The sequence below is a fragment of the Pseudoxanthomonas sp. CCNWLY206-1 genome (assembly GCF_039710385.1).
Taxonomy (GTDB): Bacteria; Pseudomonadota; Gammaproteobacteria; order Xanthomonadales; family Xanthomonadaceae; genus Pseudoxanthomonas_A.
This window is the reverse complement of sequence record NZ_JBDKXI010000006.1, coordinates 228205-254208: the sequence shown is the minus strand read 5'-3', so window position 1 is coordinate 254208 and position 26004 is coordinate 228205. Positions and strand designations below refer to the sequence as shown.

25 protein-coding genes, 1 tRNA gene and 2 pseudogenes are annotated in these 26004 nt (G+C 62.5%); 17 read left to right on the top strand and 11 right to left on the bottom strand.

Annotated elements, in window-relative coordinates:
• Nucleotides 1–150 precede the first annotated feature (150 nt).
• Entirely contained in the window at nucleotides 151–516 is a 366-nt protein-coding gene (locus tag AADW18_RS15120) for a hypothetical protein (protein WP_337344214.1), read from the bottom strand.
• On the bottom strand, nucleotides 513–1358 hold the full coding sequence (locus AADW18_RS15115; protein WP_337344213.1) for a hypothetical protein: 846 nt from the start codon (nucleotides 1356–1358) through the stop codon (nucleotides 513–515). The genes AADW18_RS15120 and AADW18_RS15115 overlap by 4 nt, the downstream gene beginning before the upstream one ends.
• Nucleotides 1359–1815: 457 nt before the next feature.
• Between AADW18_RS15115 and prmA the strand changes: the two genes are divergently transcribed.
• The 11 genes from prmA (at nucleotide 1816) to AADW18_RS15060 (ending at nucleotide 12275) form a co-directional block, all read left to right on the top strand.
• Entirely contained in the window at nucleotides 1816–2733 is a 918-nt protein-coding gene (gene prmA / locus AADW18_RS15110; protein WP_337344212.1) for a 50S ribosomal protein L11 methyltransferase, read from the top strand.
• Between the two features lie 70 nt (nucleotides 2734–2803).
• Nucleotides 2804–3742 (top strand): DUF3426 domain-containing protein, encoded by a 939-nt coding sequence (locus tag AADW18_RS15105; protein WP_337344211.1) that lies wholly within the window; start codon nucleotides 2804–2806, stop codon nucleotides 3740–3742.
• Nucleotides 3743–3863: 121 nt separating this feature from the next.
• Nucleotides 3864–4133: a DNA-binding transcriptional regulator Fis gene (fis, locus tag AADW18_RS15100; RefSeq protein WP_337344210.1), complete on the top strand. Its 270-nt coding sequence runs from the start codon at nucleotides 3864–3866 to the stop codon at nucleotides 4131–4133.
• Between the two features lie 81 nt (nucleotides 4134–4214).
• Nucleotides 4215–5798 (top strand): bifunctional phosphoribosylaminoimidazolecarboxamide formyltransferase/IMP cyclohydrolase, encoded by a 1584-nt coding sequence (gene purH / locus AADW18_RS15095; RefSeq protein WP_337344209.1) that lies wholly within the window; start codon nucleotides 4215–4217, stop codon nucleotides 5796–5798.
• A 69-nt stretch (nucleotides 5799–5867) separates the two neighbouring features.
• Nucleotides 5868–6365: an N-acetyltransferase gene (locus AADW18_RS15090; protein ID WP_337344208.1), complete on the top strand. Its 498-nt coding sequence runs from the start codon at nucleotides 5868–5870 to the stop codon at nucleotides 6363–6365.
• A gap of 733 nt (nucleotides 6366–7098) precedes the next feature.
• Nucleotides 7099–8385, top strand: coding sequence for a phosphoribosylamine--glycine ligase (purD, locus tag AADW18_RS15085; protein WP_337344207.1), 1287 nt, complete (start codon nucleotides 7099–7101; stop codon nucleotides 8383–8385).
• Between the two features lie 289 nt (nucleotides 8386–8674).
• Entirely contained in the window at nucleotides 8675–10573 is a 1899-nt protein-coding gene (locus AADW18_RS15080; protein WP_337344206.1) for an MFS transporter, read from the top strand.
• A 224-nt stretch (nucleotides 10574–10797) separates the two neighbouring features.
• Complete coding sequence (locus tag AADW18_RS15075; protein WP_337344205.1) at nucleotides 10798–11088, top strand: CD225/dispanin family protein; 291 nt, start codon at nucleotides 10798–10800, stop codon at nucleotides 11086–11088.
• A gap of 57 nt (nucleotides 11089–11145) precedes the next feature.
• The gene (locus AADW18_RS15070; protein ID WP_337344204.1) at nucleotides 11146–11508 is read left to right on the top strand and encodes a CD225/dispanin family protein; all 363 of its coding nucleotides are present in this window, start codon (nucleotides 11146–11148) and stop codon (nucleotides 11506–11508) included.
• Between the two features lie 22 nt (nucleotides 11509–11530).
• Entirely contained in the window at nucleotides 11531–11923 is a 393-nt protein-coding gene (locus AADW18_RS15065; RefSeq protein ID WP_337344290.1) for a DUF2752 domain-containing protein, read from the top strand.
• An 82-nt stretch (nucleotides 11924–12005) separates the two neighbouring features.
• The gene (locus tag AADW18_RS15060) at nucleotides 12006–12275 is read left to right on the top strand and encodes a CD225/dispanin family protein (RefSeq protein ID WP_337344203.1); all 270 of its coding nucleotides are present in this window, start codon (nucleotides 12006–12008) and stop codon (nucleotides 12273–12275) included.
• A gap of 160 nt (nucleotides 12276–12435) precedes the next feature.
• Here AADW18_RS15060 and ampE read toward each other — a convergent pair whose 3' ends face one another.
• The 6 genes and pseudogenes from ampE to AADW18_RS15030 all read right to left on the bottom strand — a co-directional run bounded on the left by ampE (nucleotide 12436) and on the right by AADW18_RS15030 (nucleotide 16736).
• A complete protein-coding gene (gene ampE / locus AADW18_RS15055; RefSeq protein ID WP_337344202.1) occupies nucleotides 12436–13335 on the bottom strand; it encodes a regulatory signaling modulator protein AmpE in 900 nt (299 codons plus the stop codon).
• Between the two features lie 100 nt (nucleotides 13336–13435).
• The gene (gene nudC, locus AADW18_RS15050) at nucleotides 13436–14362 is read right to left on the bottom strand and encodes an NAD(+) diphosphatase (protein WP_337344201.1); all 927 of its coding nucleotides are present in this window, start codon (nucleotides 14360–14362) and stop codon (nucleotides 13436–13438) included.
• 11 nt (nucleotides 14363–14373) lie between these two features.
• A complete protein-coding gene (gene erpA, locus AADW18_RS15045; RefSeq protein ID WP_337344200.1) occupies nucleotides 14374–14760 on the bottom strand; it encodes an iron-sulfur cluster insertion protein ErpA in 387 nt (128 codons plus the stop codon).
• Between the two features lie 26 nt (nucleotides 14761–14786).
• The gene (locus AADW18_RS15040; protein WP_337344199.1) at nucleotides 14787–15509 is read right to left on the bottom strand and encodes a DUF6776 family protein; all 723 of its coding nucleotides are present in this window, start codon (nucleotides 15507–15509) and stop codon (nucleotides 14787–14789) included.
• A 136-nt stretch (nucleotides 15510–15645) separates the two neighbouring features.
• Nucleotides 15646–16002, bottom strand: a pseudogene (locus AADW18_RS15035) (polymer-forming cytoskeletal protein); the annotation flags it as partial.
• Between the two features lie 2 nt (nucleotides 16003–16004).
• The gene (locus tag AADW18_RS15030) at nucleotides 16005–16736 is read right to left on the bottom strand and encodes a DUF6776 family protein (protein WP_337344198.1); all 732 of its coding nucleotides are present in this window, start codon (nucleotides 16734–16736) and stop codon (nucleotides 16005–16007) included.
• A gap of 92 nt (nucleotides 16737–16828) precedes the next feature.
• Here AADW18_RS15030 and AADW18_RS15025 point away from each other — a divergent pair, with 92 nt between their 5' ends.
• From AADW18_RS15025 to AADW18_RS15015, 3 genes are all read left to right on the top strand, one after another.
• On the top strand, nucleotides 16829–17434 hold the full coding sequence (locus AADW18_RS15025; protein WP_337344197.1) for a DUF4126 domain-containing protein: 606 nt from the start codon (nucleotides 16829–16831) through the stop codon (nucleotides 17432–17434).
• 83 nt (nucleotides 17435–17517) lie between these two features.
• Nucleotides 17518–19551, top strand: coding sequence for an EAL domain-containing protein (locus AADW18_RS15020; protein ID WP_337344196.1), 2034 nt, complete (start codon nucleotides 17518–17520; stop codon nucleotides 19549–19551).
• A 2-nt stretch (nucleotides 19552–19553) separates the two neighbouring features.
• A complete protein-coding gene (locus tag AADW18_RS15015; RefSeq protein ID WP_337344195.1) occupies nucleotides 19554–21989 on the top strand; it encodes an ATP-binding protein in 2436 nt (811 codons plus the stop codon).
• On the opposite strand, the gene bfr is transcribed toward AADW18_RS15015, so the two are convergent.
• From bfr to AADW18_RS15000, 3 genes and pseudogenes are all read right to left on the bottom strand, one after another.
• Nucleotides 21959–22432 (bottom strand): bacterioferritin, encoded by a 474-nt coding sequence (bfr, locus tag AADW18_RS15010; protein WP_337344194.1) that lies wholly within the window; start codon nucleotides 22430–22432, stop codon nucleotides 21959–21961. The two genes, AADW18_RS15015 and bfr, sit on opposite strands and share 31 nt — an antisense overlap.
• Nucleotides 22433–22758: 326 nt before the next feature.
• Nucleotides 22759–22974 (bottom strand): (2Fe-2S)-binding protein, encoded by a 216-nt coding sequence (locus AADW18_RS15005; protein WP_337344193.1) that lies wholly within the window; start codon nucleotides 22972–22974, stop codon nucleotides 22759–22761.
• Nucleotides 22975–23146: 172 nt separating this feature from the next.
• Nucleotides 23147–23638, bottom strand: a pseudogene (locus AADW18_RS15000) (RNA pyrophosphohydrolase); the annotation flags it as partial.
• Between the two features lie 119 nt (nucleotides 23639–23757).
• Here AADW18_RS15000 and AADW18_RS14995 point away from each other — a divergent pair.
• The 3 genes from AADW18_RS14995 (at nucleotide 23758) to AADW18_RS14985 (ending at nucleotide 25898) form a co-directional block, all read left to right on the top strand.
• Nucleotides 23758–23834, top strand: a tRNA-Met gene (locus AADW18_RS14995).
• A 427-nt stretch (nucleotides 23835–24261) separates the two neighbouring features.
• Complete coding sequence (locus AADW18_RS14990; protein ID WP_337344192.1) at nucleotides 24262–24645, top strand: helix-turn-helix transcriptional regulator; 384 nt, start codon at nucleotides 24262–24264, stop codon at nucleotides 24643–24645.
• On the top strand, nucleotides 24642–25898 hold the full coding sequence (locus tag AADW18_RS14985) for a HipA domain-containing protein (RefSeq protein WP_337344191.1): 1257 nt from the start codon (nucleotides 24642–24644) through the stop codon (nucleotides 25896–25898). The genes AADW18_RS14990 and AADW18_RS14985 overlap by 4 nt, the downstream gene beginning before the upstream one ends.
• Nucleotides 25899–26004: the final 106 nt, after the last annotated feature.

Below are 26004 nucleotides of genomic sequence, written 5' to 3'. Positions count from 1 at the left end.
CCGTTCCCGCCTTTGTAGGAGCGGCGTCCCGCCGCGAGCTCTTTCGGTCAGATGCGATAGAAGCGAAAAGCACTGAAGCCTGCTGTTCGCCATCTGGACGCGCTGCGGCGGGACGCCGCTCCTACGGTAATAGCGCTCCAGAGGCCGCTCCTATCTGTCTCCCGCTGCAGCCTGCTGCGTGCCTTGCACAGGCGATGTGCCCGCCGCGGATTTCGGATCGACGATCATGATGGTTTCGCTGGAGCCGTCAGGCCAGACGATCTTGAAAGTGCTGCCGGGCGGTAACGCAGAGAAAGGCGTGCCGCTGGAGGCGCGGTAAACCGCGGCCGCCTGAGCTGCGCCCAGCGTCCTGACTTCTTCGGGCGATTGCACCGTGGTCACCGATACGTGAGTCAGGTTCCGGTACTTCGGACTCAAGGTGTCGATGACGGCACTGGCAGCCACTACCGTGTAGCTGACGAAAAGCAGAATCCAGAACCAGAGCTTCGCCCGTTGTACAAAGCGCGTACGGTTCATTTTGCGACTCCTGGGTTATACAAAAGAGCGTCCACCATTTCCTCCAGTTTGTCAGCCCCTTGCCGGGGCACTCCCGCGTCAAGGACGAAGGCGCTGAAGTCCTGCGAATTATCGCGCGAACATATTCCGCCATTGGCGCAGTACGTTGTCATCAGTGTGCTATCGGGTCCGCATTCCTGGCCCAGTTCGCACGCGGCTACCACCCATGCCAGTTCGGTAAGCGTGGTACCGGACACTTCGCCAAACGTATCCACGTCTTCGCTGGCGGCGGTGCCCATGGCGGGCGAGACGGCAACGTAGGCCTCGGGATCGCGCGAAATCCGCACGCGCCTCACGAGATCTTTTTTGTAGTCGTCGCTATCGAAAAGCGGCGCGCCCATGGCGAGCAGCGAGGCTTCGGCCACCACACTGCCGGCCTGCGCGGCTTCTTTCCGCTTGGCGACGATGAACGTTGGCGACAGATTGTCGCTGGGTACGAACCGGGCGCAGCGCTGGCTCACGCGCTCGCGCGCGGCTACCAGCGCAGCCGTATTGGGAAGCCTCAGTTCCGCCATGGCGTCCGTATCGCCAGCATAGCCCGCAGGATTCATCGCGTAGCCCATACAGTATTCATAGACGCGGCTCACCAGCCATAACGCTTCCGGGTCGCCAGCGCGCTCCCTGGCCGTCAGGCCGCGCGCGTAAGCGTAAAGATCATCTGCCGCTTCGAATTCCGCGCGCGCGGGGAAGGCGCGCCGGGATTCGGCGTTCATGGTTGAACGGACTGCTGTACGGGATCGGTAAGAACTGACGTTTTGGTTCGCCGCCTTCCGGCTCTGCGCGTCGACCACCGCGTCGGTCATGGCAGCAGGAGGCACGGTTTCGCCACGGCCGTACCACGCCACGGATGCCACGGCCACCGCCAGTCCGGCAAGCGTAAGCAGTAGCGGCTTGTTTGGCATAGCAACCGTTTTCCTGACCGCCATATCCTTCATCAATGCACCGGAAGTGTTCTTCGGGTCCTGAGCGATCGTGGAACGGCAAACCCGCCACGACCCGGAATCCGACCAGATAGCGCCGCCGCATTCGATTACAGGGAGAGCGTAGTCTAAACCAGATACCCGGCGTCGCCGCCCGACCGTATCGACGCGCTGCGGCAGGGACGCGCGCAGGAAAGCGCTATCGGGGGCCGGCTCCCGTCAGGTATCGTTCCATGCTTGGCTGGCCACGACCCGGAGTACCGGCTTGCGAGCCGGCCGACGAATTCGCTGCCAAACGTCACACACGTCCATCCCAAAGCCCTCTCCTCCGAACGGCGTCATGCCCTACCTAGAACTTTCCCTGCGATGCCGTGAATCCGATCAGCCACGCTACGAAACCGCGCTGGAAGATGTCGGCGCACTATCGGTCACCTTGTTGGATGCCGATGCGGATACCAGCAACGAGCACGCCATTCTCGAGCCTGGCGTCGGCCAGACGCCGCTGTGGAATGCCTTGGTGCTGACGGCGCTGTTTCCCGCGGACACCGACGCGCTACTGCTGTTGGCCGCGCTGGAATCGTTCGATCCAGGCCTGGACTGGACGCAGGCCAGCTTCCGCACCGTCGAAGACCAGGACTGGGAACGCGCCTGGTTGGACCAGTTCAAACCGATGCGCTTCGGCACACGCACCTTTATCGTGCCTTGGAATCATGCACTGCCCGAAGGCGCCGACGCTCCCGACGCAGCCGTGGTCAGGCTGGATCCGGGACTGGCATTCGGCTCCGGCACCCATCCGACGACCGCGTTGTGCCTGCAATGGCTGGACCAGCTGGCCACACAGGGCGAACTACAGGACCAGGCGGTGCTCGACTTCGGATGCGGCTCCGGCATCCTGGCGCTGGCGGCGCTGAAATTGGGCGCCGCCAAGGCAGTAGGTGTCGACAACGATCCGCAAGCGTTATTGGCGACGGCCGACAATGCCGAGCGCAACGGCATCGCGGATCGTTTGTCGGTGTACCTGCCAGAAGACGAACCCGCGGCCACTTACCCGATAGTGCTCGCCAATATCCTGGCATCGGCACTGGATGCATTGGCCGACACATTGGCTTCGCGGGTCGCCAGCGGCGGTCGCATCGCACTTTCCGGCATCCTGCATGGACAGGAAGATGAACTGCTGACGCGCTATGCGCCATGGTTCGATCATCTGGTCGCTACGCAGGAAGGCGATTGGATGCGTATCGACGGCGTGCGCCGCTGACTTGCCTCCGGTGCGCCCAGCATCCGTCGCCGGCTTACCGCCGCACGGGCAGGCGTGATTGAATACGACCATGTTCGCCGCATGCCCGCATTGCCACTTCCTGATTGCTCTGCATCCGCAGAAACGCGTCGTGCCGACGGTCTGCCCACGATGTGGCAAGCAGGTGGACGATGGTTCTTCCGCAGCCGTGGAAGCCGCAGGGGTCGAAACCGGCGAAGAAATGCCGACAGGGTCTTCGACCTTGCAGACCACGGCGGACGTGAATGCAGATCCGGCTGAAGCCGACGCTGCAATGCACAATCCGGAGACCGAGACACTGGATGCGAGTGTCACTAGGGACAACGCGAACAGCGAGGAAAAAACAGCGGCGGACTCGCCACGACGGGAAGTTGAAACGGGCGACGACACTGATCACGTCGCGATCGTCACCGTAGCGGAAGCGAGCGCCGTCGCAGTTCCTCGCGAGAATCCGGCGCCGTCCCTGACGAATGCGAAAGCAATACCCAACTTCACGCGCGCCACGCGCACCACCGGAGTGCGGTCAGGCGTTCCAAAATGGCAGTGGGTTGCTCTGATCGCACTTTCGCTGCTGCTGGCGGTACAGACGTTACTGGCAGATCGCGCGCGCCTGGCCGCCGACGCCAGCTGGCGTCCCTGGGTTGCGCATCTCTGCAGTGTCTTCCGCTGTTCGATACCGGTGTGGCGTCAGCCCGAAGCCTTCACGATGCTAAGCCGCGATGTGCGGCCGGTGGCCGGCAGTCCCGGGACATTGCAGGCGCAGGCGACGTTCCGTAACGATGCGCACTGGGCGCAGGCTTGGCCCATCGTTCTACTGACGCTTAAAGATGCCGACGGCCGTACGCTGGGCGCACGCGCATTGATGCCATCGGAGTACCTGGACGCGGGTCAGGACCAGAGCGAAATCGCGCCCGGCCAGAGCGCGCAGATCGCGGTACGGATACGAGAACCCAGCGCCAATGTCGTCGCCTTTTCGTTTGACTTTCGTTAGTTGAAGCAAATCCGACAAAAAGCGGATGCAGCGACGCGTGTCAGGCGCTAGACTCGTCCCCCCGCCAAAAACGCACAAGTAGAAGGCGGGTGCCTCGTTCCGTTGTATCAGGGGATTTCGTGTGAACGCCGCCTCCACTCGTCAAGACACCCGTGGCACTCCCAAGCCGCCCTTACGCGAACACGTCGCGCAGTCCGTGCGCCGTTATCTTCGCGATCTGGACGGCAGCGAGGCCGATGACGTCTATGAAATCGTATTGCGCGAAATGGAGATTCCGCTGTTCGTAGAAGTGCTGAACCATTGTGAAGGCAACCAAAGCCGGGCTGCCGCCATGCTGGGCATCCACCGCGCCACGCTACGCAAGAAGTTGAAGGATTACGGCTTGGTGTAGGCATGGAACCCTTCCTATAGGAGCGACGCTTGGATAGGCGCCCTGGCTATAATTGGCGCTTCCCCTCCGCTTCGCCTAACCATGACCGTCAATCTCCAGCCCGTGCGCCGGGCGCTGCTGTCCGTTTCCGATAAAACCGGCCTGATCGATCTGGCCAATGCGCTTTCCGCGCACGGCGTCGAGCTGTTGTCCACGGGCGGCACGGCAAAAACCTTGCGCGATGCCGGGCTGAAGGTTCAGGACGTCTCGGAGATCACTGGCTTCCCGGAAATAATGGACGGCCGGGTCAAGACATTGCATCCGAATGTCCATGGCGGGCTGCTGGGCCGCAGCGGCATAGACGACGTCGTGATGACGCAATACGGCATCGCTCCCATCGACCTGCTGGTGCTGAACCTCTATCCGTTCGAAAGCGTCACCGCTCGCGGCGACTGCACGCTGGATGAGGCAGTGGAGAATATCGACATCGGAGGTCCCGCCATGCTGCGCGCAGCCGCCAAGAATTTCGCGCGCGTGGCTGTCGCTACCGACCCCGCGCAATATGCCGGCATCATGGAGGAGTTGAAGGCCAACGACGGTGCACTGTCGGCCTCGACGCGTTTTCACTTGTCGGTGGCCGCGTTCAACCGTGTCGCTCAGTACGACGCCGCGATCAGCAACTATCTTTCCGCGGTTACCGACACTTCTGGAGCCGTCGCTACACGCAGCGTGTTCCCCGCCCAGCAGAACGGCAACTTCATCAAGGTCATGGACCTGCGCTACGGCGAGAATCCGCATCAACAGGCTGCGTTCTACCGCGACCTGTATCCGGTGCCTGGCACGTTGGCGACGTTCCAGTCGCTGCAAGGCAAGGAACTGAGCTACAACAATCTGGCCGACGCCGACGCCGCATGGGAATGCGTGCGTCAGTTCGAACATCCCGCCTGCGTGATCGTCAAACATGCCAATCCCTGCGGCGTGGCTCAAGGAGCTGCTTGCGGCGATGCCTATGAACTGGCCTACGCCACCGATCCGACGTCCGCTTTCGGCGGCATCATCGCCTTCAACCGCAAGTTGGACGCGGCAACGGCGAAAGTGATCCTGGAACGGCAGTTCGTGGAAGTGCTGATCGCACCGGATTACGAAGAAGGCGCGCTTTCCGCCGCGGCGAAGAAGCCCAACGTCCGCGTGATCCGCATTCCCCATGGCGAAGGCCGCAACAATACCGACGTCAAGCGCGTGGGCTCGGGCCTGCTGATGCAGACCGCGGATAACCGCGAAGTGACCAGCGAAGAACTGAAGGTCGTGACGAAGCGCGCGCCGACGCCCGCCGAACTGTCGGATTTGTTGTTCGCCTGGCGCATCGCCAAGTTCGTCAAATCCAACGCGATCGTCTATGCCAAGGACCAGCGAAGCATTGGTATCGGTGCCGGCCAGATGAGCCGCGTGGTCAGCGCCAAGATCGCCGCACTGAAAGCGGAAGAAGCCAAGTTGTCGGTACCTGGTTCGGTGATGGCATCGGACGCCTTCTTCCCGTTCCGCGATGGTATCGATGCTGCTGCGGCCGCCGGTATCAAAGCGGTCATCCAGCCGGGTGGTTCGATGCGCGACAACGAAGTCATCGCCGCCGCGGACGAACACGGCCTGGCGATGGTGTTCACCGGCGTACGCCATTTCCGCCACTGACGTGAAGCGGCCGTAACGCATCTTGCGGCAGACTTCGTAGCCACTTCGAAGTTAATTCGAAAAACGCCTATGTGGATCCGCACAGAAACCCAGGCAGATCATGCCGCGATCGACGAAATCCTGGGTGCGGCGTTCGCGCAGGCGCCAGGCGGCGGGCAGGTTGAGCGCAGCATTGTCGAAGCGCTTCGCAAAGAAGGGGCACTGACGCTATCGCTGGTCGCCGATATCGATGGCCGCATTGCCGGCCATATCGCTTTTTCTCCGGTGATCATCGGAGATAGAGCGAACGGTTGGTACGGGCTGGGGCCGCTAGCGGTCGCGCCGGGCGATCAGAGACTCGGAATCGGCAGCGCACTGGTTCTCGCCGGAATAGCGGAACTGGAACGACTGCGCGCACGTGGCTGCATGGTGTTGGGTGAGCCGGACTACTACGCGCGTTTTGGTTTCCGGCACATGCCGGAGCTGATGTATCCGGACGCGCCGGCGGAGTACTTCATGGCGCTGCCTTTCGGCGAGCATTCGGTGCAGGGGCATGTTGCTTATCATCCGGCGTTCGTCGCCCCATAGAATCCGCCAGCGAGCTCACACGGCAGCGATTTCGCTCTCGGTAGAGCGGAGCATGCTCCGCTGTTCTTCGCGGGCATATGCACAAAACAGCCGAGCAAACTCGCGCTACGAACGCCCGGATGGATTCGTCCAAGCTGCTGTAGAGCCGAGCCTGCTCGGCTGATCGTTCCGAAGCCCGTACGCGAAAAGCAGCAGAGCAAGCTCCGCTCTACGAGAGCGACATCATCGGCATCTGACGTAGAGCCGAGCTTGCTCGGCTGATCGGTCCGGCGCCGGTGCGCGAAAAGCAGCGGAGCAAGCTCCGCTCTACGAGAGCAACATCATCGGCATCTGACGTAGAGCCGAGCTTGCTCGGCTGATCGGTCCGAAGCCCGTACGCGAAAAGCAGCGGAGCAAGCTCCGCTCTACGAGAGCAAAATCACCGGCACCTGACGTAGAGCCGAGCTTGCTCGGCTGATCGGTCCGAAGCCGGTGCGCGAAAAGCAGCGGAGTCCCAAGGGGATGTAACAAGCTCCGCTCTACGAGACGCACCATAAGCGGCGATTCGCTATCACTTGCCGTTGCGACGGCCTCTTTGTTACTAACTCGGTGCTACCGTGTGGCGCAGCTCCGCGCTACGAGAAGCGTCGATGTATCAGTTTCCGGGGAGCTGTGCGACGGCCGGGTCGCGCCCCGCCGACGCCTCACGTAGAATTCTCTGCCCAAGATCAAGCGCTTTACGCCAGGAGCAGGCATGAAAGTCCTCATTATCGGTTCTGGCGGACGCGAGCACGCACTGGCCTGGAAACTGGCGCAGTCGGCACGCGTGGCCGAAGTGCTGGTGGCACCCGGCAATGCCGGCACCGCCACTGAGGACAAGTGCCGCAATGTCGACGTCAAAGTGACGGATATCCCGGGCTTGCTGGCGCTGGTGAAGAAAGAAGATGTTGCGGTGACGGTGGTAGGGCCGGAAGTTCCGCTGGTAGCCGGTGTGGTCGATCGCTTCCGCGAAGCCGGTCTGCGCATCTTCGGCCCCACTGCGGCGGCGGCGCAACTGGAAGGCAGCAAAGCCTTCGCCAAGGATTTTCTGGCACGCCACGGTATTCCCACCGCGTTCTATTCGGTATTCACCGACGTCGAACCGGCGCTTGCCTACGTGCGCGCCCATGGCGCTCCTATCGTGATCAAGGCCGACGGACTGGCTGCCGGCAAGGGCGTCATCGTGGCGATGACCCTGGAAGAAGCCGAAGCCGCGGTACGCGACATGCTGTCTGGCAATGCCTTCGGTGACGCCGGTGCGCGCGTGGTCGTGGAGGAATTCCTGGAAGGAGAGGAAGCCAGTTTCATCAGCATGGTGGATGGCAGGACCGCGCTACCGATGGCGACGTCGCAAGATCACAAGCGTGTCGGCGATGGCGACACCGGTCCGAATACCGGTGGCATGGGTGCGTATTCGCCCGCGCCGGTGGTCACGCCGGAAGTGCATGCGCGGGTGATGCGTGAAGTGGTGGAACCCACCATTCAGGGCATGATCTCCGATGGCGTGCCTTTCACCGGATTTTTGTATGCCGGTTTGATGATCGATGCTTCCGGCGCGCCCAAGGTCATCGAGTTCAACGTCCGCTTTGGCGACCCGGAAACCCAGCCGGTGATGCTGCGCCTGCAGAGCGATCTGCTGGACCTGGTGGACGCCGGGATCGATGGACGCTTGCACGAGGTGCAGGCGCAGTGGGATCCACGTCCTGCGGTGGGTGTTGTGATGGCCGCCGAGCACTATCCCGACACGCCGCGTGTCGGCGACATCATCAATACCTGGGATGTACCGGAGCCGGAGAACACCAAGGTCTTCCACGCCGGTACGCAGGTGGAAGGTGAGCACGTCATCACCGCAGGCGGCCGCGTGCTGTGCGCCTGCGCCCTGGGCGACAGCGTAGCCGACGCGCAGAAGCGTGCGTATTCGGTGGTGGCGGGTATTTCCTGGCGCGGCGAGTTTCACCGCCACGACATCGGCTGGCGGGCGATCGAGCGCGAACGCGGCTGATTGGGTCTTCTCTTGTAGGAGCGGCGTCCCGCCGCGAGCTCTTCGCTTCTATCGTGATCTGACGGAAAGAGCTCGCGGCGAGACGCCGCTCCTACAGGTGCATGTTGATCTGACGGAAAGAGCTCGCGGCGGGACGCCGCTCCTACGGGTACATGTTGATCTGATGGAAAGAGCTCGCGGCGAGACGCCGCTCCTACCGTCGGGACGCCGCTCCTACAGGTTGTTGTCGGACGACCGCAAACCACTGTCAACGAACGTCTGCTAGTCTCCGCCTATTCACGGAGGGCGCATGTCGAGCCATAGCCAGTTTGCCTTGCTCAAACAACGGCGGTTTCTGCCGTACTTCATTGTCCAGGCGCTGGGCGCCTTCAACGACAACGTCTATCGACAGGCCATTATCGGCTTGCTGGGCTACATGGCCGTCAGCGCGGAAGACAAAGCGCTCTACTCGATGCTGGCGCCGGCCATTTTCATCCTGCCCTACTTCCTGTTCTCGTCCATTGCCGGACAGTTCGCCGAGAAGCTCGAGAAATCCCGCCTGATCCGCATCACCACGGCGATGGAGATCGCCATCATGTCGCTGGCAGCGGCCGGTTTCCTGATGCAGAACATGACGGTGCTGCTGGTGGCGTTGTTCTGCACCGGCGTGCAATCGACATTGTTCGGTCCGGTGAAGTATTCGATCCTGCCCTCCGTGCTGAAGCCTGAAGAACTGACGGGCGGCAATGGCCTGGTCGAGATGGGCACCTCGATTTCCATCCTGGTCGGCATGATCTTCGGCGGGCTGATTTTCACGCTGGCCGGCACGCAGGGACCGGTCGTAGCGGCCACCGCGATCATTGTCCTCGCCATCGCCGGCAATCTGTTGTCGCGGCTGATTCCGCGCGTGGATGCGGGTGCGCCGGAGCTGAAGATCAACTGGAATCCAATTCCGGAATCCATCGCCATCTGGCGGCTCACCCGCAAGCAGCTGGCCGTCCGCAATGCGGTGTTGGGCGTTTCATGGTTCTGGTTCTTCGGCACCATGCTGACGTCGCAGCTGCCCGCGTATGCCGAGTTGCATCTGGGCGCACTGCCGCAGGACACGACCATCTACATCTTCGGTCTTGCGCTGTTCTCGATCGGTACCGGCGTGGGCTCGCTGCTGTGCGAGAAGTTCTCCGCGCGCACGGTGGAAATTGGCCTGGTTCCGTTCGGCGCTTTCGGCATGAGCGCATTCCTGCTGGATCTGTATTTCGCCCGCAGCGGTCTGCCGCCGATGCGCGGCCTGACCGTCGGCAGCTTCCTGTCCGCACCGGGCAGCACGCGCATCATCATCGACCTGTTGGGTATCGGCTTGTTCGCCGGCTTCTTCGTGGTGCCGTTGTTCGCGCTGATCCAGAGCCGCACGCCGCGCGAGGAAATGTCGCGCGTGATCGCCGGCATGAACATCCAGAATGCGCTGTTTATCGTGGCGGCGGCCGGTATCGGCTTGTTCGTGCAGCGCGTGCTGGATTGGACCATCCCGCAGGTGTTCCTGGGGCTGGCGATCGCCAATGCGGTGGTGGCGATCTATATCTTCACCATCGTCCCCGAATTCCTGATGCGCTTTCTCAGTTGGGTGCTGGTGCGCGGTCTGTACCGGCTGCGCATCCGCGGTATCGAGCAACATGTCCCCGATGAAGGTCCCGCGCTGCTGGTCTGCAATCACGTCAGCTATATGGACGCATTGATCCTGTCGGCCAGCGTGCCGCGACCGGTACGCTTCGTGATGTATTACAAGATATTCAACATCCCGGTGATGAGTTGGATATTCCGAACCGCCAAGGCGATTCCCATTGCCGGCGCAAAGGAAAACCCGGAACTGATGCAGCGCGCGTTCGACGAGATCGATGCCGCGCTCGCCGATGGCGGCATCGTCGGCATCTTTCCGGAAGGCGCATTGACCAAGGATGGCGAGATAGCGGCGTTCAAGTCCGGTGTGGAACGCATTCTCGAGAAGCGCCCGGTACCCGTCGTGCCCATGGCGCTCAAGGGCATGTGGAGCAGCATGTGGAGCCGCCGCGATACCCGGATGGGACGCATGCGTGTTCCCCGCCGCTTCCGCGCGCATGTGGAAGTAGTGGCGGGACCGCCCGTGGATGGTGCCCACGCGGATGCGGACATGCTGGAAACCCAGGTACGCGAGCTGCGCGGCAACGACGCCTGAGACCCCATAAAAGCACCTTGGGAAGGCTATTCGCTATCGCCTGCCGTTGCGACGGCATTGTTGCCGCTAACTCGGCACTATCGCGGGGCGCAGCTCCGCTCTACGGGCAGGTTCTGACTTCCGTAAGCTCGGCGGCTCGGTTACGCTAAGCGCCGGGGGATTCGTCAGATGGCCGCAGCTCGCTTGTGGCGGCTCCGCCTCACGTCCGCTTGGGGAAATCCGGAATGAGTTCAATGCCGCCGCTGCCGCAAGGCTCCAGCGAATATGTGCCCAACAATCTGGTATGGGCCATTCTTGCCACGCTTTTCTGTTGCCTTCCGTTTGGCATTGTTTCGATCGTCTATGCCTCCCAGGTGGATGGCAAACGCGCGGCGGGCGATATCGACGGCGCGCGCGACGCGTCCCGCAAAGCCGGGCAATGGGCGATCTGGTCGGCTATCTCCCTTCCGATATTGATGATTGTCTGGTTTGTCTTCTTCGGCGGCCTGGCGATGCTGGGCGGACTGAGCAGCTAGACTTAGGCCGCTCATGATGGCGGCACATTTGCTACAACAACCTCCTAGGAGATTCCGATGAGCGCCACCCCTCCGCTGCCCAACGATGCGCCCGGGAATATCCCGACCTATATGGTGTGGTCGATCCTGTCCACGATCGGCTCCGTGATCATTTGCTGCCTGAGCTGCGTCAGCTTCCCCGCCATCATCACCGGCGTGGTCGCCATCGTTTTCTCTTCGCAGGTCAACGGCAAGCTCAACCGCGGCGATATCGCCGGCGCACAGCAAGCTTCGAGAAACGCGAAGATCTGGAACTGGGTCACCACCGGCATCATTATTTTTGCGATCGTGGCAACGATCATCTGGTTCGTCGCTGTGGGACCGGAGGCTTACCTGGAATACATGGAAGAATTCCGTCAGCAGATGGAACAAGCGAGCTGACGTGTCGGCCGCACGATATTCAATATATGCCTTGCTCGCGGGAGCTGCTGTCGCAGTTCCCGTAGGGGTTTGGCTGCTTTTGAATTTCGATCCCAATGCCCCCGGCAATCCGTTTCCGGCCTGCATGTTCCGCGCCCTCACCGGCTACTACTGCATCGGCTGCGGCGTGACCCGGGCGCTGCACGCGCTGGTGCATGGCGATGTCCTCGGCGCATTGTCGATGAACCCGCTGGCGATCCTGCTGCTGCCCATCGTTCCGCTGATGATCGCCGGTTCCTACGGTTGGAAGCCCCGCGTCCTGTCGCCTTTGATGGCGCTGCTGGTGGAGCCGAAACTCTGGCTGGTCGTGCTGCCCGGGTATTGGATCGCGCGCAATCTGCCTTGGTTTCCTTTCTCGTTATTGGCTCCCGGCTGATGGATGCCGCGCCTTAGTTTTACCGCCTGATTCAATCAGGTTTTTCTGAAGTGCACCGACCAACCGCTAGGAGCTGTTCCCTGTGAATACAAGTCAAACTTACGTCCCCAACAACCTGGTCTGGGCCATTCTGTCCACGCTGTTCTGCTGCCTGCCTTTGGGCATCGTATCGATCGTCTTCGCTGCCCAGGTCAATGGCAAGCTGGCCGCCGGTGATGTGCAGGGTGCGCAGGAAGCTTCCGACAAAGCCAAGAAATGGGCGATGTGGTCGGCGATCGCCGGTGTTTCATTGGCCGTGATCTACCTGATCTTCATTTTCGCCATGGGTGGCATGGCTGCGATGCAGCAGTAAGTGTTGTCTGTGTTTCCGGCAGGTACGTCCTGCCGGAAACATGGCTCAAGAAATATCGGTCAGCGCTGTCTGGCGCGCCGTGTAGGAAAAGCTCGCGCCGGGACGGCGCTCCTACGTGGATTCGATTACGTTGATTCGATAGTGATCGTTTGCGCGAAGCTCAGCTCACCCAGCCCGCAATCACGAACAACGCCAGCACCGCCAGCCACAACAGCAGAATGCGCCACACCAGGCTCATCGCGTCCCGCAGTTCAGGCAACTCGCGCATGGCCTGCACCATGCCTTCTTCAGCGTATTCCTCGGCCTCTTCCGCCAGTTCGCTTCTTACGCTGGCGCGCGCCGCCTGGCCCAGGAAATCCGACTCCCACTGCCACTGATTGCCACCCGCAGCGCGCCACGCGTTGAACACCGTGTCGAAGTTGCCGACCAGCGCCATGGCCAATGTCATCAATTGCGCCACCGGCCAATCAAGCAGACCCAAGAAGCTTCGAACACCGGCCAGTGTCGCCGGCGGCAGGTGGCGGGCGAATTCGCCCTCGCTCGCCAGCGCGACAAGGCGATAAAGCAATCCGCCTACCGGACCGAGCAGCAGGAACCAGAAAAGCACGCCGAACCAGCGCCGCAACGCACTGCGGAACACCGCCTCGACCAATGCCGGACCATCAGTGGCCATGGCGATGGACTCATCCTGCGGCCACAAGCGCGCAATCGCTTCGCGCCTCGCCTGCGAGTCATGGGCATCGATAACAGCCTCGACGTCCACATCCAGATCGCGCGGTCCCCAGGCATAGACAAGTACGACGATCCCGAACAACAGGCCGATCAAACCGAAGACCGGTTCGTCCAGCGCCCATTGCAACAAGCCAACCAATATCAGCGGGGGCAGCAAGGCGATGGCGATACCGTAGCGACCCCGCCAAACGCTGCCTTCCTGGAAATGTTCACTCAACCAGTGCAGCCAGTGCCCGTACCAGTGAAACTGCCGCGCGGACGTAGCCAAGGCCGGCGCCACATGGCCCAGCACCAACGCGACGACCACGGCAACCAAAGTGATGGACATGCGGCTTCCCTCCGTCGCTGGATTTTAGCTTGATTGGCCGTTAACGGCGGGTCTTGCCGGGTTACCCAGGCGATGGCGGATCATCATGTGTTGAAGCGAGTCATGTGCCGGAGCGAGCCATCATTCCGGCATACCAGTATTCGATCAGCGAACGCGCAATCGAAATCGATGGCGACAACAGCAGGCCATCGCCGTCGTCTTGGCCATGGCGTTGACGCGCCGCGCCGATCTCCTCCACGGTGAACCAACGCGCGTCTTCCAATTCGCCATCGACTTGCGGCTCGTCGGGTTCGGCTTCGGCGGTGAAACCCAGCATCAGCGAACCGGGAAAGGGCCACGGTTGCGCCGCCAGATAACGGCTGTGACGGACGCGGACGCGGGCTTCCTCGAATACTTCGCGGGCGACGGTTTGTTCCAAGGTTTCGCCAGGCTCAACGAAGCCCGCGAGCACTGAGTAGCGACGCGCCGGCCAGGAAGCCTGGCGGCCCAGCAGCAAACGCTCTCCATCGCTCACCGCCACGATCACGGCCGGATCAGTGCGTGGGTAGTGTTCGGCACCACATCGCGCACAACGGCCCAGATAGCCCGCACGAAAGAATCCGATGTCGCCGCCGCAGACACCGCAATAGCGCGTGCGCGAATGCCAATGCAGCAGCGCACGGGCCATGGCGAAAACACCAGCTTCGAAGTCGGACCACACCGCGGCGGCGCGGCGCAGATCGATGCTTTCCGGCGCGGTGAACGCCACGTTGGCTGCATTGATGGCGAACCACGCGGTTCCGTCTTTCAGGCCCAGGAAAATCGCGGTGCCTGGACCGCCGCCAAGCTCGGCGCCGGTAGGTGCCAGCAACCGGCCCGCGCCATCCACGCCGGCGTTGCCTTCGGCGTCGATCAGTAGAACGCGTGCTTGCGGCCACAAACGAATCAATGCATCGGCATCGTCACGCAAACCATCGGCACGGTCCAGCGTATTGCCCGCGAAAGCAAAACCGGAAAGCGCAGGCGCAGACGGGGAGTTACCGAACACGCGGTAGCGACTTACATACTGAAACTGCTGCCGCAGCCGCAGGTGGTCTTGGCGTTGGGGTTGCGGATCACGAACTGCGCGCCTTGCAGGCTTTCCGCGTAATCCACTTCCGCACCCATCAGATATTGAAGGCTCAGTGGATCCACCAGCAGCGTCACCCCGTTGGTGTCCACAGCGAGATCGTCCTCGGCGCGGTTCTCATCGAACTCGAAACCATATTGGAATCCGGAACAACCGCCACCCTGGATGTAGACGCGCAGGGCGAGCGCTTCGTTGCCTTCTTCCTGGATCAGTTCGCGCACCTTGGCGGCCGCCGAGACGCTGAAATTCAGCGGGCGATCGATCGACTGGTAGTCGGGCGCGGGGGATGCGCTGGGGAGAGAAACGACAGTACTCATGGCCGAAGCATGGGGGTTGAGCGTGACTAGTTCAAGCTGGCGGCGCCCACGGCACTGACCTTTCCGGTGGCCGCGGCCCACGTGAAGGACTGTTCCACGGCAGACCCGCTCTGTGGCGTCAGCCGCACGGACACCCGCACCGGCTGGAAATCCGGCGGCAATACAAGATCGCCTTCCACCTGCTGGAAGTACTTGAAGGAATACGGCAGGCCAGGTTCGCTGGCCTGTTGCCGCAGATCGGACCAACCCAGGCGCTGCAACTTGCCATGACGGGTGCCTTCCACCGACACCAGCAGGCGCCCGGCGTTGACCGCGCCACGGTTCAGATTCTGGGTAAGCGTGACGGTGAAATGCCACGCCTGATCGGTCTGCGGCGCTATTTTCAGTTCGTGCACCGCCAAGCCGCGGCGTTGTGCGGTCGCGCCCACGAAACGCTCGTAGAACGCCACGTCGGCGCGCAAACCGGCGATTTCTTCGTCGCGTTCGGCCAGCGTGCCCTGCAGGTCGCGGTTGGCGTCGCGGGTGATCTGGTCCGAACGGGCCAAAGTCGCGGCGCGCTGCTCCAGTTCATCGATGCGGCTTTGCTGATCGCGCGATTGCGCCGCCGAAGGCGGAGCTCCCTGCATGGGAGCGAGTATCTGCCACAGCCCCCAGCCCCCAAAGGACAGCGAAACCAGGACAAGCACGACCACGGCGTAGCGCCCAAGCGGCAACGGGCCGGGCTTTTGCGCAGGAGGGGTCTGATCCATAGCCGGGCAGCATAGCCCCGGCTGACTAAGGGCGCTCTGAACAGAACGCCGCCGCCGCTCAATATCGGGCGTCGGCCATCACCAGCTCTTCAGCTTCGGTCCGGGTCCCGGCGGCGGAGGCCGCCTGCATGGCATCGGCATGAATCAGGCGACCGGTCAGTTGGGCGCCGGCACTCATCTCCACGACCTTGTAGTACAGGTTGCCCTGCACGCGCGCCTTGGCTGCCAGTTCGATCCGCTCTTCGGCGTAGACATCGCCGACCAGGCGGCCGTTGATCACCACCACGGGGGCGCGCACTTCGCCTTCGATGCTGCCTTGCTCGGCGAGCGTGATCACGGCGCGCTCGCCATCTTCGGCCAGCACCTTGCCCTGGATGTGGCCTTCCACGTACAGGCCGCCGCTGAATATCAGATCTCCCCGCAACGTCACTTGCGGGCCGATGAGAGTGTCGATGGCGCCGACGTCCGCGCGCGTGGGTTTGTTCTTGAACATGTTTATTTGCCTCCAGCTGAGGTAGCGAGTTTCCAATCGAATGCCTGTTCCACCGCCACATCTTCGCCGCGCAGCGTCACCTTGACGCGCTGCGGGGTGAAGTCGCGGGGCAGCATGACGTTGCCATTCAGCTGCTGAAAGTAGCGGAATGAGTATTCCTGACCGGCGGCGCTCGGTTTCTGGTGCAGCTCGTCCCATTCCACCGTCGCCAGTTGCCCATCGCGAACGCCCTCCACCAGGAAGCGCATCTGCCCCTGGCTGATCGCGGCGCGATTCAGTGTCTGGGTCAACATGATCTGGTAACGCCACGTGCCGCCCGGCTCCACGGCAAACTCCGCCAGATGCACATTCAGCCCTTTGCGCTGACCGGTGGAGCCCACCAGGCGCTCGTAGAAGGCGACGTCCGCACGCAGGCCGGCGATTTCTTCATCGCGCTCGGCCAGCGTGGCCTGGATCTCGGTGTTGGCGGCGCGGCTGATGCGGTCCGATACCGCCAGGGTGGCTTCGCGTTGGCTCAGTCCCCGCAGCTGGTCCTTCTGCCGGTCGAGTTGCTTCTCCACCTGCTGCAGACGCCCGATGGTGTATGAAAGGCTGGGTGCGGCGGTATAGGTGGCCGCTATCCAGGCAGCCACCACCGACACTCCCCAGGCCAGGACGGCCAAGGCCAGCGTGAACCGCCGCCGTGAAGGCTGGCGCGGGACGATCCGGTAGCGTGAAGGAGGATGCGCGGTCATTCGAAAGCCTCCCGGCCTGCGTGGCAGAGCCGAAAAGGGGGCCTATACTCGTGGGTCCAACAGAACCGCTGAGTCTATAGGGAATCGCTGGGATGTCCGAAGCACATCTTTTCGTAATTGGGATACTGTTGGCATGGATGGCCGGCATCCGCGTCTATCTGACTGTTTTTGGCCTTGGCCTGGCAGGCGCCTTGGGCTGGCTGGATCTTCCGCCGGCGCTGCAAGTCACACAATCCTGGTGGGTACTGGGTACCTCCGGCGCGCTGGCGATCACCGAGTTCTTCGCGGACAAGATTCCCGGCGTGGATTCGGGCTGGGACCTGCTGCAGACCCTGGCGCGCGTGCCGGCCGGGGCATTTCTGGCCGCGGCCACCTTGTCGCCGGATGGCAACCTGAGTGGCGGCGCGCTGGCGGCGGGTGCCGGTGTGGCACTCACCAGCCACCTGCTGAAAAGCGGTTCGCGCGCCTTGTTGAATACATCCCCGGAGCCCGTCAGCAACTGGACGGCGTCGGTCACGGAAGACGTCGCGGTCGTCGGCGGCCTGTCGTTGGCCTTTACCTACCCCTGGTTTGCGTTATCGATAGTAGTGGGAGTGTCGCTGCTGGTGGCGTTGCTGGTGTGGTGGGTCTGGCGCAAGCTGTCGCGCGGGCTTGGACGCCTGCTGAGGCCGTCAGGAGAAAGTTCTTCCTTGTCATGAAACCGATCTGTCATATAACGACTGTACGCCCGTCCATGCACGTGAACTTCACCGCATAATGGGGCTCAGCTTGGGGAAGCCTGATGTCTGCCACCGATTCGACACCCCGCTCGCCGGGTGAGCCTTCGCGTTCGCGGCTGCGAGCGGAATCACCGCCGCCAGCCTATTGGCGGCGCTGGGCGAGCGATGCGCCGGCTGCCGACGCAGAAGAGCCAGCGACTTACCCGCCGGCGGCCGAAGCCACCATCGCCGTCGACAGCCTGCCGGATATGCGGGGCTCGAACGGCGAATTCGCGGTCAATGGCGCCCCCATCAATGAGCCGGTTCCGCCGCCAGTTGTCGAGCCCGTCGCCTCGAATCAGAAAAAGCCTTCCTTGATCGCTTCCCTGCCTCCTTCCCGACGCTCGGCCGCCGCCAGTCAGCCGCCCTCAGCGGCGGCTCCCGCCGAAGACGCCGATGGGCAAACCAAGAAAGAGAAGGAAACTCCGTACCGCATCCTGATCGTCGAAGACGATCGCGGCCAGGCATTGTTCGCCCAAAGCGTGCTGCACGGCGCCGGCATGCAGGCCGAAGTGCAGATGCGTTCCGACGGCATGCTGGATACGCTGCGCCGCTTCAAACCGGATCTGGTGCTGATGGATCTGCACATGCCGGGCCAGGACGGCAAGAGTCTGACCATGCTGATCCGCCAACAACCCGAATACCTGCACCTGCCCATCGTCTTCCTGACGGGCGATCCGGATCCGGAACGGCAGTTCGAAGTGCTGGAAAGCGGCGCCGACGATTTCCTGAACAAGCCCATTCGTCCGCGCCATCTGATCGCTGCCGTTTCCAACCGCATCCAGCGCGCGCGCCAGCGCAGCCTGCCGACGGCGCCCCGCCACCCGATCAATGTCGAAACCGGACTGCCCACGCGCACCTCGGTCATGCAGCGGCTTTCCGAAGCGCTGCAGCAACATTCGCGGGGCGGCTTGTTCTTCCTGGAAATCGGCAGCGCGCTCAGCCTGCGCGAACGGTATGGCTACGCTTCTTTCGAACACCTGATGAACCTGGCGGGCCGGCGGATGGCGGCGGTCGCCGATCCGTATCCGGTCGCGCGCCTCAACGACAACAGCTTTCTGATCTTCGCCAACGGTCTGGATGAAACCCAGCTGGACCAGCACGCGCAACGGTTGCTCGACGGGCTGACGTCGCATGCTTTCCAGGTCCGCGAAGATGAAACGCTCCATCTGCATGGATCGATCGGCTACACCGCGCTGGCGCGGGGTTTCGCCGACGCTGGCAGCGCTTTGGAAGCCACCGAACGCGCCGTACTGCAAGCGCGCCTGAAGTCATCCAACATGGCCGCCTACGAGCCAGCGCAGGTGGATGAAAGCAGCCCGCGGATATCGCTGGACGATGGCCAGTTCGAACTGGCTTACCAGCCCATCGTGGCGGTGACCGGCAGCGGACAGGCGCAGTACCAGGTGCTGTTGCGGATGCGTCAGCCTGACGGCTCGTTGCTGCCGGCGTCGCAGGTAATTCCCGCTGCCGAATCGGCCGGCGGCATCGCGCAGATCGATCATTGGGTGCTGGAGCACGCGCTGTTCGTCCTGGCCGAGCGTCAGGCGACGGGGCCGTCGCTACGTTTGTTCGTTTCGCAGTCGCCGCGTTCGCTGGCCCGCGAAAGTCACGCGCAATGGTTGTTGGACATGTTGTCCGCGCGCGGCATCGAAGGCACGTCGCTGGTGATCGACCTGCGTCTGGCCGATGCGTTGGTGCATACCGTCACCTTGCGGCAGTTCTGCCAGCAATTGATGCCGGCCGGGGTGCAGTTCTGCCTTAGCCAGTTCGAACCCGGCCAGGAAGCCAATGCCCTGCTGACGCAGCTGCCATTGGGCTTCCTGCGCGTTTCCAGCCGTTTCGCTGATGCCCATACCGATCCGGCGCTGCGCGATCAACTGCGCAGCGTGATCGACCAAGCGCACCGACAAGGTTTGCAGGTGATCGGTCAGCAAATCGAAGAACCGCAGGCGGCCGCCGCCATGTGGATGGGCGGTGTCGACTTTATCCAGGGCAATCTGGTGCAAGCCGTCGGCACCGAACTCGGCTTCGATTTCCAAAACGCGGTGCTTTAACCATGCCGGCCCGCGGGCGAACTCTGGTCGCCCCTTGGCTGGCGCTGGTGGCGGCTGCCGCCACGGCGGCATTCCTGTTGTTGCGTCAGCTCGGCGTCGACGGACCTTGGGCGTTGCTGGGGTTGGCCGGCGGCGCGCTGACATTGCTGCTGGCGCTAATCGCGGCATTCGGCGCGCGCGGTCTGAGTCGCCGGCAGATGGGCGTGGAAGCACGGGCCGCCATAGCGGAATCCGAACGCGACAACCTCCGGCGCGAACTGCAGCGCCACGACCGGCTGGAACAGGACCTGATGAAGGCCAAGCAGTCGGCGGAAGCCGCGGCGATGGCGAAGGGCGAATTCCTGGCCACCATGAGCCATGAAATCCGTACACCCTTGAACGGCATCGTGCCGATGCTGGACATGCTGTCGCGTGCGTCGCTGGCGCCCGACCAGCGCGAGATGCTGAATACCGCCAGCGCGTCTTCGCATCAACTGCTGCGCATCGTCGACGACATCCTTGATTACTCCAAGCTGGAAGCCAACAAGTTGGAACTTGAGATCACCGGCTTCAACTTGCGGGAATTGCTGGACGGCGTGCTGCAACTGATGCATCGGCCAGCGGAAAACAAAGGCCTGCGCTTGACACTGCAGCTGGATCCTTCCGTCCGTCTGCCGGTGCGTGGCGATCCCGTGCGTCTGCGCCAGGTGCTCAGCAATCTTGTGGGCAACGCGATCAAGTTCACCGAGCGCGGCACGATCACCGTCGTGGTACGCCGCCTGGGCGAAACCGCCGCACAGCATCTACTGCGTTTCGAAGTGCGCGACACCGGCATCGGTATCGATGATGAAACACGTAGCCGCTTGTTCCACTCCTTTACTCAAGCCGACGCGTCCACCACGCGCCTCTACGGCGGCACCGGCCTGGGCCTGGCTATCTGCAAACGCATCGTCGACCTGATGGGCGGGCGTATCGATGTGGTGTCGGAAGTCGGCCGCGGTTCGTCGTTCTGGTTCGAAATACCGCTGATGAAAGTCATCGGCGATCTGCGTCCACGCAACGACGGCACGCTGGATCACGGACGCGTGTTGATCGTGTCCCCGGATAAGCGTTTGCGCCAACGACTTTCGATGCTGGTTACCAACTGGGGCATGCATGCCACCGCGGTGGAGACCACGCAGGAGGCGCTCGACCGTTTGCGCCTGGCCAATGAGCATGGCCGGTACGACTACATGGCGGTGCTGGCCGATGCCGGTGGCATACGCAGCACCGCGCGTGCGTTGCATCGCGCGCTCGCGCGCCGTTCCGACCCCGATGGCGTGCGCCTGGTCTGGCTATACGGCGATGACGTGGTGCCTGAGGAACTTCATGCCGGCAGCACGCTGCTACCGCGGCAAGCGCCGGATGCGGATTTGCGTGCTTCGTTGTTGGGTGCGCAGCCTGAGACACCGCCGGCGACACCCGATGCGCCGACGATCGACGATATTTTCCCTGCCGCCGATCTGGACGCCGAACCCGCCGCGATGCCCGTTTCCGAGTCGCTGCAAAAAGCGATCGCCAGTGCTGAAGCCGCGTCCAGAACGCCTGCCAGCGCGCGGCTGCTGTTGGTCGAAGACAATCCGGTGAATTTGCTGGTGGCGCAGAAGTTGCTGCTGGCGCTGGGTTTCGAATGCGAAACCGCGCCGGATGGCGAGGTGGCCTTGAAACGCATGATCGCCGAACCGTTCGATCTGGTTTTCATGGATTGCCAGATGCCGGTGCTGGATGGTTACGCCGCGACCCGACGCTGGCGCGAGCGAGAAGCCGAACGGGAGTCCCGCCACCGGCTGCCCATCGTGGCGATGACCGCCAACGCCATGGCGGGCGATCGTCAGCGCTGCCTGGATGCCGGCATGGACGATTACCTGGCTAAACCGGTGTCGCGCGAGCAACTGGAAAGCTGCCTGCATCGCTGGCTGCCGAACCTGATGAAGTTCGCCTTGCGCAATGCCGCACCTGTCGCGGAACCCGCTGCTCCCGTTCCCGCGTTAGCCACCGCACGTCCGCCGTCGCAGAGTTTCCCGGTGCTGGACCAGAGCCTGCTGGAAGAGCTGCGAGAAATCGCCGGCGACGAAACCGCGCGCATCATCGGCTTGTTCCTGGAAGATGCGCCGCGACTGATTTCCGCGCTGGAAAAAGGCGCTGCCATTCCGGACCTGGACGCCATGCGCGATGCCGCGCATACGCTGAAATCATCCAGCGCCAATGTCGGCGCCTTGGCGTTGTCGGCCGCCGCCAAACGGGTGGAACTGGGTGCGCGTGCGATGAAGCTGGAGCGCCCGGCCGTGGCCGTGGCGCTGGTCATCGCCGAATACGCGCGTGCGCGTCTGGCGCTACAGGGTTATGCCTCGCAACAACTGGGCCGCCCATTGACGGCCGCAGGCCAGACTCACTCGTCTTCGAGCTTCGTCAGCAGATAATTCTGTTCGCCGATACGGTCGATCACCGACAGCTGGGTTTCCAGCCAGTCGATATGTTCTTCCTCGGAATCAAGAATGTCGGAGAACAACTGACGGCTGACATAGTCGGAAGCCGATTCCGCATGCTTGATCGCTTCGCGCAACACCGGCAACGCTTCGTATTCCAGCGCCAGATCGCACTCCAACACTTCGCGCGGATTCTCGCCGATGCGCAACTTGCCCAGCGCCTGGAAGTTCGGCAACCCATCGAGAAACAGGATGCGCTCGGACAATTTGTCCGCATGCTTCATCTCATCGATGGATTCCTTGTATTCGTGTTCGGCCAATTCCTTCAGACCCCAGTTCTTCAGCATCTTGGCGTGCAGAAAATACTGGTTAATCGCGGTCAGCTCGTTATAGAGCGCCCGGTTGAGAAACTCGATGACCTTGGCGTCGCCCTTCATGGCCGTGCTCCGTCGTGCGTGGGATGACGAAGCCTAGCGATTTTGCCCATGCCATGACGTAACGCGAATCGTGTTCATCTGGAGAGCCGGGAATGGGGAATGGGGAATGGGGAATGGGGAATGGGGAATGGGGAGACGGGAGACGGGAGACGGGAATCGGGAATCGGCGAGCAGCGCACCACCTGCTTTGCCTCCCCCTTTTTAAAAGGGGGATTGAGGGGGATTTGCTCTTGCTCTTGCCTTCCTCTCTCAACAAACAAAAACGCCGGCCCCAGGCCGGCGATCCATCAACTCTTGAAACACAACGCTCTAGGCGCCGTAAACCCTCAAGCCGCGTGCGACAGCCCCAAAATCGGCAACAAAGACTGCCGCTCGCCATCCGCATGAACGCTCTGCAGCACTTCCACCGCCGTATCCAGGCAACTGCCGCAACTGGCACCGCACCCGGTGCGCATGGTCAGTTCGGCCACGTTGCGGACGCCGTTGGCGGCAGCTTCGCGGATCTGGCTTTCAGTCACGCCATTGCAGATGCAGACGTACACGGTGGCTCGGTTCCTACAGGCCCCATCGGCCTAGGTGCCATTCCACCCGGAATGAGAATGATTGTCAATTGTTTCCGGTTTCGCCGCTTTGGCCGTATTTACGTGCCGAGCGGTTGCGCGGGCGGCAGCGCCGGGCGCCTTCGGATGTCCATGGGTCGTGCAGCATCTGCGGGACCGCCTGTGGCCCGGCCACATGCCGCGCGAACGGCGCCAGATGGCCCAGCGCGCGGACATAGACCGTGCGCTTGAACATCACCACATGCTCGATGGGGTACCAGAAATCCACCCATCGCCAATGATCGAATTCCGGGGTGTCGGTGGCGTCCAGGCGCAGATGGGTTTCGTCGCCGACCAGCCGCAGCAGAAACCAGACCTGCTTCTGGCCAATGCAAACCTGGCGTTCATTGCGGCGCACGGCGCGGTGCGGCAGGCGATAGCGCAACCAGCCGGGGGTGGCGCCTAGAACCTCGACATGTTCGGGCAACAGGCCGGTTTCTTCGCGCAATTCTCGATACATCGCCTCGACCGGCGTCTCGTCGGTGTTCATCCCGCCCTGAGGGAACTGCCAGCCGTCCCGGCGCACCCGTCGCGCCCAGAACACCCGTCCATCCGGGCGCATCAACACGATGCCGACGTTAGGTCGGTAACCGTCCGGATCGATCACGATGCGGACTCCTGAATATCTACTGGCTCCGACTGTGCCACGGCCGCGCCCGCCCCACAAGCCAGCCCCGCCAGATTGACAGAAAGCCGCCGAACCTGAAAAATGTGCGGTTCCTGTACGGCTATGTAGCTCAGCCGGTTAGAGCACAGCACTCATAATGCTGGGGTCGGTGGTTCGAGTCCACCCATAGCCACCATTTCGCGTTACTCCGAAGTCCAACAAGAGCTGGAATTCCCCAAAATCGGCGGGATTCCGGCTTTTTTTGTGCCCGCTGTGGTCCGCATTGTTCCCTTGCAAGCCATCGGCCGGATGTTCAAGCGACCTCACGGGAACGAACGGCAGAAATCCCTGCCCGGTGGCTCTGATCAAAAGCGACAAGTGAAAAATGGGTGCCGCGCGCGTCTTTTTTTATCTGCGGATCGGCTAGTTCGGCCGCTGCCGACCTACTCACAACGAGACTGCTTAACACACCTTGGTGCAGTGGGTTCCGGCCGTATCGATGACCTGCAACGACCACCTTGGTCATGCGAGAGGATGTAGCACGCACCTGAATATGAACAACATTAGGTTGCGAATACAAAATAAAGTTGCATTTTTACCGGAAAAATATAATTTAATTTTGTATGGCCAAGCGGACCCCACCCACTCACCCCACAGCTCAGCGCCAGATCGAAGCCCTGGGTCGGCGCCTGCGCGCAGCGCGGCTGCGCCGGAAGATGACGCAGGAGATGCTGGCGGCGCGCGTGGGTGTCAGCGTGCCCACCATCGGCAAACTGGAAGACGGCAACCCGTCGACCAGCTTGGCCACCATGCTACGTGTGCTGACCGTGCTGGGGCTGGCTGCGGACGTGGATCTCATCGCCGCGCAAGACGTGCTTGGACGCGAATTGCAGGACAACGAACTCAGGCATCCCTATTCGGCGAATACGCCGCCATCGCGGACACTATCTCCGCGCACCCCGCCAACCCGGTCACCTCCTGCCCTACCGCGGGGTCGTAAGCCGTGAACGAGCTGGATGTTTGGATCGACGACGAATCTCTCGGTGGTTGCGTGCCCGCGGGGCGTCTGACGCGGTCAGCGAGCAGGACCGGGGATGCGATCAGCTTCGAGTACGACGACAGTTGGCTGGCCGATGCCGGCCCGGTGCGCGCGTTCGCGCTGGACCCGGAGTTGCACCTGGCTGGGGGTCGTCTTTACGCCCGCGAAGGCGCTAGCGCGCTCACCGGCGCCTTCATCGATTGCTCCCCCGACCGTTGGGGCAAGCGACTGATGGACCGACGTGAAGCTATCGAGGCGCGCGAGCAAGGCCGTCGACCGCGCAACTTGCGCCCGTGGGACTACCTGATCGGCGTCAACGACGAATCGCGCATGGGTGCATTGCGTCTGGTGGACCCGGAGTCCGTGCGGTACGTGGACGACCGCGCACTGAGCGCGCCACCGATGACCGAGTTGCGCGAGTTGGAAGCGATTGCGGCGCAAGTGGAGGACGGCGAGACGGACGACTCCGAGCAGATGGCGCGTTGGATCATGCAACTGGTGGCGCCAGGTGCATCGCTCGGCGGCGCGCGACCCAAGGCGAGCTTTCGTGATCCAAGCGGTCAGCTCTGGCTGGCGAAGTTCCCGGTCAGCGATGACCGCCATGACGTGGGGCTGTGGGAATTTCTGGCCTACCGGCTCTCGATTGCCGCCGGCATCGACATGCCCGGCGCCAAACTGATGCCCCTGTCGAACCGCGGCCACACCTACGCGGTGCAGCGCTTCGATCGCACACCGAACTCGCGCCGCGCGTTCGCCTCGGCGATGACCCTGTTGGACATCACCGAGAGTGAGGGCCGCAGCTATTTGGACCTGATCCAGATCATCGAGACTGCCGGTACCTCGCAGCAGATCGCGCGCGACCTGGAACAGTTGTTCCGTCGCGCCCTCTTCAACATCCTTATCGGAAACCGCGACGACCACCTGCGCAATCATGGCTTCCTGCGCGTGGGCGACGGCTGGCAGCTGTGTCCGGCATTCGACGTCAATCCGAACCCAGACAAGGACCATCATGTGCTTGCGATCAATGAGGCCGACCCGTCGCCGGATTCAAGCCTGCTGCTGGACACGGCGGACTACTACCGGCTCAGGCCAGCGGCGGCGACCGCTGTCGCCGAACAGGTGCGGGGAGCACTACGCGATTGGGAGCGTGTCGCACGGGAACTGGGTGCACCTGCCGCGGAGGTGGCGAGGATGCAGAGCGTCATCGACGTCGATCGTTGATGACCCTGGTGCCGTCGCTGCGCCGCTCCTGCCCTAAGAACCTGTTCAAAGCGGATGATCCTCGTCCAAACACCAAGCATCGCCTTAGGCGCGACGGACGAATTCC